1 protein-coding gene and 1 pseudogene are annotated in these 3,148 nt (G+C 74.0%); both read right to left on the bottom strand.

The window, feature by feature from the left end; translation table 11 throughout:
* A pseudogene (locus tag ACF1BE_RS35025) lies at positions 1 to 1,623 on the bottom strand (type I polyketide synthase); the annotation flags it as partial.
* 94 nt (positions 1,624 to 1,717) lie between these two features.
* A partial coding sequence (locus ACF1BE_RS35020; protein ID WP_392203028.1) for an SDR family NAD(P)-dependent oxidoreductase occupies positions 1,718 to 3,148 on the bottom strand: 1,431 nt, incomplete at its 5' end.

Raw genomic sequence — 3,148 nt, 5'->3', positions numbered from 1 at the left:
CGCGCCCAGCCCGGTCACCGCCTCGTCACGGGAACCGGCGACGACCACGGCCCGCTCGGACAGCAGCGCCCGCCGGGAGGCGAGCGCGCCCGCGATCTCGGTGAGGGGCGTGTCCGTGTCGGCGACGAGCGCCGCCAGGCGCCCGGCCTGGCCTGCCACAGCGCCCTCGGTGGCCGCGGAAACCACCAGCGGAACCGCGGACGGCACCACTCGGTCGGCCGGTACCGTCGGCTCTCCGGCCGGTTCCTCCGGGGCTTCCTCCAGGATCAGGTGGGCGTTGGTTCCGCTGACGCCGAAGGAGGAGACGCCGGCCCGGCGGGGGCGGCCGGTCCGGGGCCAGTCGCGTTCCTCGGTCAGCAGCTCGATGGCCCCGGCCGACCAGTCGACCTGGGAGGAGGGGGTGTCGACGTGCAGCGTGGCCGGCAGGACCCCGTGCCGCAGCGCCTGCACCATCTTGATGACCCCGGCGACTCCGGCGGCGGCCTGCGTGTGCCCGATGTTGGACTTCAACGAGCCGAGCCAGAGCGGTCGTTCGCGGTCCTGACCGTAGGTGGCGAGCAGAGCCTGCGCCTCGATCGGGTCGCCCAGGACGGTGCCCGTGCCGTGGCCCTCGATCACGTCGACGTCGGCGGAGGTCAGACCCGCCTCGGCCAGCGCCTTGCGGATGACGCGTTGTTGCGAGGGGCCGTTCGGGGCGGTCAGGCCGTTGGACGCGCCGTCCTGGTTCACGGCGGACGCGCGGACGACGGCCAGGACCCGGTGGCCGTTGCGACGGGCGTCGGACAGGCGCTCCAGGACGACGACACCGGCGCCCTCGGCCCAGCCGGTGCCGTCGGCCGCGTCGGCGTACGACTTGCAGCGGCCGTCGGCGGCAAGCGCCCGCTGCCGGGAGAACTGCATGAACATGCCCGGGCCGGCCATGACGGTCGCGCCGCCGGCCAGGGCCATGGTGCACTCCCCGCGGCGCAGGGCCTGGGCGGCCAGATGCATGGCGACCAGGGAGGAGGAGCAGGCGGTGTCCACGGTCACCGCGGGGCCTTCGAGACCGAGGACGTACGAGATGCGGCCCGAGGCCACGCTCCCTGTGGTGCCGGTACCGGTGAAGCCCTCCAGCTCCGGAGGGACCGGGCCGCCGGTCGCGTACCCCTCGTTGATGACACCCACGAAGACACCGACGTCGGAGCCCTTGAGGGCGGACGCGTTCAGTCCCGCCCGTTCCAACGCCTCCCACGACATCTCCAGCAGCAGCCGCTGCTGCGGGTCCATCGCCACCGCCTCACGCGGGGAGATCCCGAAGAGGCCCGCGTCGAAGAGGGCCGCCTCGTGCAGGAAGCCGCCCTCGCTGACGTAGGACTTGCCCGTCTTGTCGGGGTCGGAGTCGAACAGCTCCTCCAGGTCCCAGCCCCGGTCGGTGGGGAAGCCCGAGACGCCGTCCCCGCGTTCGCGGACGAGTCGCCACAGGTCGTCGGGACCGCTCACGCCGCCGGGCAGCCGGCATGCCATGCCCACGATCGCGATCGGCTCCGCCTTCTCGGCCTCAAGTTCACGGACGCGTTGCTGGGAGCGGCGCGCGTCGGCGAGAACGCGCTTGAGGTAGTCGCGAAGCTTGCTTTCATCCGCCATTGCGGGTCAGCTCCTAGTGGGGCTACGGCGTCAGGTGGACGGCGGGGCGGGCGTGGACGTGGGGTGCGGGCGGTGCCGGGCGGCCGGCCGCCGGCTAATGGCCGAACTCCGTGTCGATGAGTTCGAAGAGTTCGTCGTCGGACGCGGACGTGAAGTCGAGGTCCTCCTCGGCTTCCTGCTCCGTGCCGTTCGCCGTGGACCAGGTGGTCAGCAGGCCCCGGAGCCGGGTTGCGACCTGGGCGCGGGTGGCGTCGTCGGAAGCCGTGTCGGCCAGCAACGACTCCAGCCTGCTGAGTTCGGCGAGCAGCGGGTGCGTGGCCGGCGCGGCATCGGCGTCCGGAGCCAGCCGGTCGTGCAGATAGCGGGCGAGGGCGAGCGGGGTCGGGTAGTCGAAGACGGCGGTGGCGGGCAGGTTGAGGCCGGTGGCCTCGCGCAGCCGGTTGCGCAGCTCGACGGAGGTGAGGGAGTCGAACCCGGCGTCCTTGAACGCAGTTCCGGCCCGCACCTGGTCCGGTGCCGTGTGCCCGAGGACGGTCGCCACCTGGCCCTGCACCAGTCCCAGCAGCAGGGTCTCCTGTTCGGCCGGGGCCAACGCGGCCAGTCGGCGCGCGAGTCCGCCGGAGTCACCGGCACCGGCCCGCGCGGTCCTGCGACCGGTTGGCACCAACCCCCTCAGCAGGGGCGGGACTCCGCCGCCGAGCGCGGCGTCGGCGCGCACCGCCCGCAGGTCCAGCCGCACCGGCAGCACCAACGCCTCACCGGTCCGGAGTGCCGCGTCGAGCAGTTCCATGCCCTCCGGAGGGGTGAGGGGTACGACGCCTCCCCGACGGCCGGTCCGGGCCCGGGCGGCGTCGCCGGTCGCGGCGTCCTGGCCGCCCGTCCGCGCCCACGGTCCCCAGGCCAGCGAGACAGCCGGCAGACCGGCCGCCCGGCGCCGGTGGGCCACCGCGTCGAGGTAGGCGTTGGCCGCCGCGTAGCCACCGGTGCCGGCGCCGAGGAAGACCGAGGAGGCGGAGGACACCAGGACGAACGCGGACAGGCTCGGCGCCAGTTCGCGGGTCAGCTCGTCCAGGTGCCGCACGCCGGTCACCTTCGGGGCGAGGACCCGGGCCATGCGGTCCTGGTCCACCTCTCCGATCACTCCCGCGTCGAAGACGCGTGCCGCGTGGACGACCGCGGTCAGCGGATGCGCGTCCGGTACGGCGGTCAGGAGCTCGGCGACCGCTTCCCGGTCGGTGACATCGCACGCGGTCACCGAAACGGCGGCGCCCAGCTGTTCGAGTTCGGCGACGAGCGCGGTCGCTCCTTCGGCGTCGGCACCGCGCCGTCCGGCCAGCACGAGGTGGCGTACGCCGTGACGCCCGACGAGATGCCGGGCGACCTCGGCGCCCAGCGCCCCGGTGCCACCGGTGATCAGGACCGTGCCCTCTGGGTCGAGCACCGGCTCCGTGGCGGGCGCCGGGACCGCGCGGGCGAGCCGGGGCACGTACATCGCCGTACCACGTACGGCGAGCTGGGGTTCACC

The organism is Streptomyces sp. NPDC014991, assembly GCF_043080665.1.
GTDB lineage: Bacteria > Actinomycetota > Actinomycetes > Streptomycetales > Streptomycetaceae > Streptomyces.
This window is presented reverse-complemented; position numbering and strand designations above follow the sequence as displayed.